We start from the raw sequence: 6,031 nt of genomic DNA on the forward strand, positions 1-6,031 counted from the left end.
GGTGCTCATGAGAAATCCCCTAAATGTTCTGGTGGGAATTTAGGGGATTTTGGGGGGATTTTGCAAAGGTCTCAGGCCGTCTGAAAACGCAAAACTGCATTTTCAGACGGCCTCTTTATGCCTTGTATAACGGTTTTAAGGCTGTTTCGCCAAAACGGGCATCGTATTCTGCGTTGCCGACAAAGCCTGCTTTCTCTGTTCTTCGGCTTTTTCCTTCTCGCCTGTTTCATCAAACACTTTGGCCAAAGCCAGCCGTGCCTGAACGCTGTCGCGTGCGGAAATGCCCGCTTCCAGATACCCGCGTGCTTTGCCCCACAATTGCTTGCTGTAGGCCAACTGGCCGAGATACACGAGCAGGTCGGCATCCTGCGGGCTGTTTTGCAGCCAGCCTTCGGCGGCATCGATGGCCTTACGCTGTTCTTTGTCGTCCAAATAAGCCACGCTTTGGGCAAAAGGCGGCAACAGTTCTGCCTGACGGTTTTGCGGATAATGCTTTTCCACCCACGAGGCGGCTGACGCATAAAGGCCGAGCTTTTCGTATTTTTCCGCTATTGCCGCACAAAGCGCGCCGGATTTTTGTTCCTCGGGAATACGCTTCAATGCGGCTTTCAGGCTGTCGGCATCCGTGGCCGACGCCAGCAGGCGGCGGTAGGCCCAATCGCGGTATTCGCCCGCTTCATGCGGATTGACGGCTTTTTGTTTTTGCAATTCGTCGGTTTTGTCCAACACTTCGGCCGCATCGCCGTGGTCGAAGGCATAACGCAGTTGCAGCCGCAGCAGGCGGGTCAGCCGAGGATTGATTTTGGCGGCGGCGGCCAGGTTGTTGGAAGCTTCGGGGTAATCGCGGCGGTTCAGCGCGCCTTCGGCAAGCAGCAGGTAACGCGAAAGCTGGTTGGCCTGCGGCAGAGCGGAAATTTCGTCCAGATAGCGGGCGCGCAGGGCTTCGTCGTTCATGTGGTCGGCGGCATGGGCGGCAATCATCAACGCCAAAGCGCGGCTCTCGCCGGCCTCTTTGTTTTTCAGCACTTTGGCCGCTTCCTGCTCGGCTTTTTGGTATTTGCCTTCGAAATAAGCCAAACCGGCGGCGTTCAGGTTGCTGCCGGCCTTGCGGCTTTTACGCGCGCTGCCGAAACGGCTCAAACGGGCGGGAATATTAAACAGTCCGCCCATCAGTTGCACCACGATATACAGCAGGACGACGAATAAAATCAGTGCCGGCACAAACAGCATCAAGTCCAGCCGCGCCAGCGTGTTGCCGACGACGAAATACACGTTGCCGTTGAACAGTGTGGATGCAATCGACAAACCGACGGCGACGGCAAACAGGATGATAATCCACAACAGGCTTTTCATGCCGCACCGCCTTTCGCTTTGCCCGGTTCGGAAGCTTTATTTCCTGCGGGTTTGGCCGGCTTGGCGGCTTCGTTTGCTTTAGGTTCGGCGGGCTTCGCGGATTTAGCCGCTTCGGCAGGTTTCGCCGGCTCGGAAGCCGAATGCTCGGCAGGCTTGGCTGCTTTGTCAACCTTGTTTTCGCCGTGCTGCCCTTTGGCTTCGGAGGCGGCTTTTTCAGCAGGCGCGGAGGCCGCCTGTGCCGCAGGGGCGGTATCGGAAGCGGCTTTTTCGGCCGGCGCGGAAGCCGGAACTTCGGCAGGTGCCACGGATTTCAGATCGGGCAGCTGGATGCTTTGCGTGCCGCGCACGGTATCCTGATAGTTGCGTACGGCGGCCAGGCTGGCTTTCAGGGATTCGTTCGATACCGTCCTCATATCGAGCGATTTCAGTTCGGCCAGCTCTTTCAGCCACGCCTGAGTGGCCGGGGACTGGTTGTCGAAATATTGTTTCACCGTTGCTTCGGCGTTGTTCAAATCGCTCAGGAACACTTCGCCGTTGTGCTGCATCAAGGCGATGCGCGCGTCCAGCAGGCGCAGGCGGAGGTTTTCGCGCACGAAGTAGGCTTGTTCGGGAGCCAGCAGCATGGCGTCACCGTTGTTCAGCTTGCGCACTTCAACCAAATTGCCCAGCCCGTGCAGGGTTTTGTTCCATGTACGCTGCCACCAGGAGGCATTCGGGTCTTCCTGCGGGGCGGCTTCGGCCTGTCCGGGCTGCAGGGTGCTTTCCAACACCAGCGGCATACCGGCAACGGCATTTTCCAGACGGTCCAAACGCAAAGCCGTGCCGGAGATGTCCAGATACGGCTGGTTTTTCAAGGCCGCTAAATCACTGCTGACCGCCTGTTTGATCGGCAACAGGTCGGCCTGTTCGAAGCGGCTCAGACGGCTTTCGATATTTTCGAGCACGGTAACGGCCACCGGCACGTTGCCCGACAGCAACAGCTGTTGGGCGGCCATATTCAACGTGGCTTCGGTTTCGTCCACCAGCCAGTCGGCGCGGTTGCGCAACAGTTCCTGATAGGCGCGGTTGGCTGCTTCGATTTGTTCTTTATTGTCTCTTTGTCCGTCGGCAATCTGCAGCAAAGCGGCGGCAAGCTCGCTTTGCTTGCGGCTGTTTTCTTTCAGGATTTGGGCGTTTTCGCTTTCGCCTACCGCGGCCTGGTCGATTTTTTGGTTGAAGGCCGTTTCCTGGTTTTTTAATACGTTCTGCCCTTGGACGAACAGAAAGCCGCCTGCGCCCAAAGCCAGCAGCGACAATACCAGTGCGCCGACGGCCAAACCTTTGCCGCCGGATTCGCGGATGATGACCGGCGCAGGAGCCTGTGGGGGCTCGGGCGTTTTTTCCGCTTCTGCACGCGGAGGGGGTGTTTTGCCGTCGGATGGGCTTTCAGACGGCCTGTCGTTCTGAAGGCCGTCTGAAACGGTGTTTTTCGGATTTTCCATGTTTTCGCCGCCGTTGTTTACGGCCTGTTTGGTTTCTTGTCCGCTCATCGGTTTTGCTCCGCGTAACGATTTAAAATGTCAATGTCCAGCGCGGGAATCAGTTTTACCCGTGTCGCGCCGGCGGCACGGAGTGCCTCGGCCACGCGCTGATGGTGGGTGAAGTATAGCAAGGATTGCAGCTTTTGCGTGAACGGCGGCGGTGCGGCGGCAAACAGCAGGCGCACGGATTCGGCCGAGGTAATCCACGCCGCATCGGGCGGTGTGGCGGAAAACTGCGTCCAATCGGGTTCGAGAGGCCGTCTGAAATACACTTCGGCGGTTTGGACGTCGAAGCCGCGCAGGGTAAGCTGATGTGCGAGAAATTCGCGTCCGCCGTGGCCTCTGACAATCAATACGGCCGCACCCTGCGGCAGGGTTTGCCACAACGGCAGCCTCAAAACGGCTTCGCTGTCGTTGCCGTCATCGGGGAAACAGACCGGGGTGTGGCTGTACGCCTGCAATGCGCGCGCGCTGCTGCCGCCGACGGCTATCTGCGGCGGGCTGCGGTCTGAAAATTCGAGGTGCGGCGCAGCCACGGCCACGGCCGAAGGGCTGACCCAAAACACGGCGGAGGCCGTCTGAAACTGCCCGGGCAGGCGGGCGAGTGCATCCGCGTCGGCTTCGATGGCAAACGGGCTGAATATGCTGCCCTGCCAGCCTGCGGCGGTACAGGTTTGCCGGTCGGCGGCAGCTTGGGCGGCGGGTCGGACTATCAGGAGGGTAGGCATGGTCGGACGAATAAAATGGGATTGGGTTGGCGGGAACGGATACAAGGTTTTCAGACGGCCTTCGTTTGGCTCTTGCCGCCTGCCGAAAACTGATACGGCTTCCTTTTCCGGCAGCCGGGGCAGATAAGGCGGCCGTTTTACAGCACGCGCATATATCGTTTTTTTATTTTCCGCTATACGGGCCGGGGTTTTCCGGCTTTCCGTTATTTACATATGCCGGCCGGCATTTAATATTTTCAGACGGCCTCCGATGTTTAGAGGCCGTCTGAAAACGGCGGCAGGGCAAATTTTTTATTGCTGTTCCGCCAAAACGGCCGCTATCAGTTCTTCCGCACCGTCGTCGGCCAGGCGTTTGGCCACGGCACGGCCGAGTGCGTCGGCATAAGCGGCCGGGGCTTGGGCGGAGGCTTCGATGATGACGGAGCCGTCGGGATGGCCGACCAGGCCGTTGAGGGTCAGAAGGCCGTCTTCCATCACGCAATAAGCCGCCAGCGGTACTTGGCAGCTCCCGCCCAGCGCGCGTGCAAGGGCGCGTTCGGCGGTAACGCAGGCGGCGGTTTCTTCGTGGTTCAGCGGATGCAGGATGTCGGCAAGGTCGGTACGGCAGGCGGCAATTTCGATGCCCAATGCGCCCTGCCCTGCCGCAGGCAGGCTGTCGGCCGGCGAGAGGATTTCGCGAATGCGGCCGTCCAAGCCCAGGCGTTGCAGGCCGGCGGCTGCAAGGATGACGGCATCGTAATCGCCGTTGTCGAGCTTGGACAGGCGGGTTTGGACGTTGCCGCGCAGGGGTTTGATGGTCAGGTGAGGGAATTTCGCCCGCAGTTGTGCTTCGCGGCGCAGGCTGGATGTGCCGACGATTGCGCCTTCGGGCATGTCTTCCAAACGCGCATATTGATTGGATACGAACGCATCAAACGGGCTGGCGCGTTCGCTGATTGCCGCCAGTGCGAACCCTTCCGGCAATTCCATCGGCACGTCTTTGATGGAATGGACGGCCAAATCGGCACGGCCGTCTTGCAATGCCTGTTCGAGTTCTTTGATAAACAGGCCTTTGCCGCCGATTTTCGACAATGTGCGGTCGAGGATTTGGTCGCCGCGCGTCGTCATGCCCAGAATTTCCACTTCACAGTCGGGATACAGGGCTTTCAGACGGCCTTTGATGTGTTCGGCCTGCCACATCGCCAGCATGCTTTCCCTGCTGGCGATAACCAGTTTTTTCGGTGTGTTCATCGGTTTTCCTTAAATGGGATGTGCGGGCCGTCTGAAAACAAACGGACTTTTCAGACGGCCGAGAGGGGATGTTTCAGGCGGTTTCGACATACAGCGAGATTTTCGGCGTGTACAGCATGTCGAGGGTGGGCTGATTGATCAAATCGGACAGGGTAAATTTGTCGAGGTGCGCGAGAAACGCCCGTCCAGCATCGTTCAATATATTGCTGAGCCGGCAGCAGGAAGTCAGCAGGCAGTGGTTGTCCGCGCCCATGCATTCCACCAGTTTCATCGGTTCTATGTGGCGCACCACGTCGCCGATAACGATGCCTTCCGCCGAACGGCTCAAACGCAGGCCGCCGCCCTTGCCGCGCACGCTGTCTAAAAAACCGCCTTTTACCAAGGCGGTGGCCACTTTCATCAGGTGGCTTCTGGAAATGCCGTAAACTTCGGCGATGGTCGCGATATTGACCAGTTCTTCGCTGTTGGCGGCCGCATAGGCCAAAACGCGTAGGGCATAGTCGGTTTGTTGAGTTAGGTACATATTGCAAGCGTGGTGTTAAAGTTTCATAATATCTGCAACATTATACACAAACGACACGCCACCACTAAGACAAAAAACCATGAAACGACACCCCATACTGGTCCCCCTGTCGCATGAGCATCATCACACACTCGCCCTATGCGCCCGCATCCTGCGTCATCCCGAACTCAACCATTCGGCCGACATCAACGAACACTACGTCGGCCTGATGCCCCATTTCGAACACGAAGAGACCATGTTCGCCCCGTTGTGGCACGACTTGAACCGCGACGACCTGCGCGCCCGTTTTGAAAACGAACACGCCGTGCTGCGCGCCATGCACGCCGCGCCGGAATACAACAATCCGTTATGGAACGTCGAGTTCGCCACCCTGCTGCGCGACCATGCCCGCTTTGAAGAACGCGAGCTGTTTCCCGCCATCGAAAAACTGCTGTCGCCCGCCGGCTGAGTGCGGAAAATCTCTGAGAAACCGTTTCGGAGGTTTTCAGACGGCCTCAACACTTCCCGTACGGCCTTTACACATTTATTTTAAAACGGCAGACAGGCCGTCTGAAAAAGCGCATTTGTTTTTTCAGACGGCCTGTTTGTTCGGGCACACAAGCCGAGACCTTTGCAAAAAGCCCTTCCCCCGACAGCCGAAACCCAAACACAGGTTTTCGGCCGTTTTCGCCCCTAAT

6 protein-coding genes are annotated in these 6,031 nt (G+C 58.1%); 1 reads left to right on the forward strand and 5 read right to left on the reverse strand.

The features are described 5' to 3' along the window. Positions 1–135 precede the first annotated feature (135 nt). The 5 genes from ACTHSL_RS11965 to ACTHSL_RS11985 all read right to left on the reverse strand — a co-directional run bounded on the left by ACTHSL_RS11965 (position 136) and on the right by ACTHSL_RS11985 (position 5,354). On the reverse strand, positions 136–1,353 hold the full coding sequence (locus ACTHSL_RS11965) for a heme biosynthesis HemY N-terminal domain-containing protein (protein ID WP_440381576.1): 1,218 nt from the start codon (positions 1,351–1,353) through the stop codon (positions 136–138). Further along, positions 1,350–2,834 (reverse strand): uroporphyrinogen-III C-methyltransferase, encoded by a 1,485-nt coding sequence (locus tag ACTHSL_RS11970; protein ID WP_440381580.1) that lies wholly within the window; start codon positions 2,832–2,834, stop codon positions 1,350–1,352. The genes ACTHSL_RS11965 and ACTHSL_RS11970 overlap by 4 nt, the downstream gene beginning before the upstream one ends. A gap of 44 nt (positions 2,835–2,878) precedes the next feature. Then, entirely contained in the window at positions 2,879–3,601 is a 723-nt protein-coding gene (locus ACTHSL_RS11975) for a uroporphyrinogen-III synthase (RefSeq protein ID WP_440381577.1), read from the reverse strand. Positions 3,602–3,892: 291 nt separating this feature from the next. Continuing rightward, positions 3,893–4,831 carry a hydroxymethylbilane synthase gene (gene hemC, locus ACTHSL_RS11980; protein WP_440381578.1) on the reverse strand — a complete coding sequence of 313 codons (939 nt, stop codon included), beginning with the start codon at positions 4,829–4,831 and terminating at the stop codon, positions 3,893–3,895. 73 nt (positions 4,832–4,904) lie between these two features. Continuing rightward, positions 4,905–5,354 carry an Rrf2 family transcriptional regulator gene (locus ACTHSL_RS11985; RefSeq protein WP_049248246.1) on the reverse strand — a complete coding sequence of 150 codons (450 nt, stop codon included), beginning with the start codon at positions 5,352–5,354 and terminating at the stop codon, positions 4,905–4,907. 79 nt (positions 5,355–5,433) lie between these two features. Between ACTHSL_RS11985 and ACTHSL_RS11990 the strand changes: the two genes are divergently transcribed. After that, the gene (locus ACTHSL_RS11990) at positions 5,434–5,802 is read left to right on the forward strand and encodes a hemerythrin domain-containing protein (RefSeq protein WP_440381579.1); all 369 of its coding nucleotides are present in this window, start codon (positions 5,434–5,436) and stop codon (positions 5,800–5,802) included. Positions 5,803–6,031 lie beyond the last annotated feature (229 nt).

The sequence above is a fragment of the Neisseria sp. P0008.S010 genome (genome assembly GCF_051962715.1).
In the GTDB taxonomy this organism is placed as follows: domain Bacteria; phylum Pseudomonadota; class Gammaproteobacteria; order Burkholderiales; family Neisseriaceae; genus Neisseria; species Neisseria elongata.

Excerpts from the sequence above, each read along its gene's own strand:
- ACTHSL_RS11975 (WP_440381577.1), bottom strand. The coding sequence starts at position 3,601 with ATGCCTACCCTCCTGATAGTCCGACCCGCCGCCCAAGCTGCCGCCGAC.
- ACTHSL_RS11970 (WP_440381580.1), bottom strand. The coding sequence starts at position 2,834 with ATGGAAAATCCGAAAAACACCGTTTCAGACGGCCTTCAGAACGACAGG.
- ACTHSL_RS11965 (WP_440381576.1), bottom strand. The coding sequence starts at position 1,353 with ATGAAAAGCCTGTTGTGGATTATCATCCTGTTTGCCGTCGCCGTCGGT.
- ACTHSL_RS11990 (WP_440381579.1), top strand. The coding sequence starts at position 5,434 with ATGAAACGACACCCCATACTGGTCCCCCTGTCGCATGAGCATCATCAC.
- hemC (WP_440381578.1), bottom strand. The coding sequence starts at position 4,831 with ATGAACACACCGAAAAAACTGGTTATCGCCAGCAGGGAAAGCATGCTG.
- ACTHSL_RS11985 (WP_049248246.1), bottom strand. The coding sequence starts at position 5,354 with ATGTACCTAACTCAACAAACCGACTATGCCCTACGCGTTTTGGCCTAT.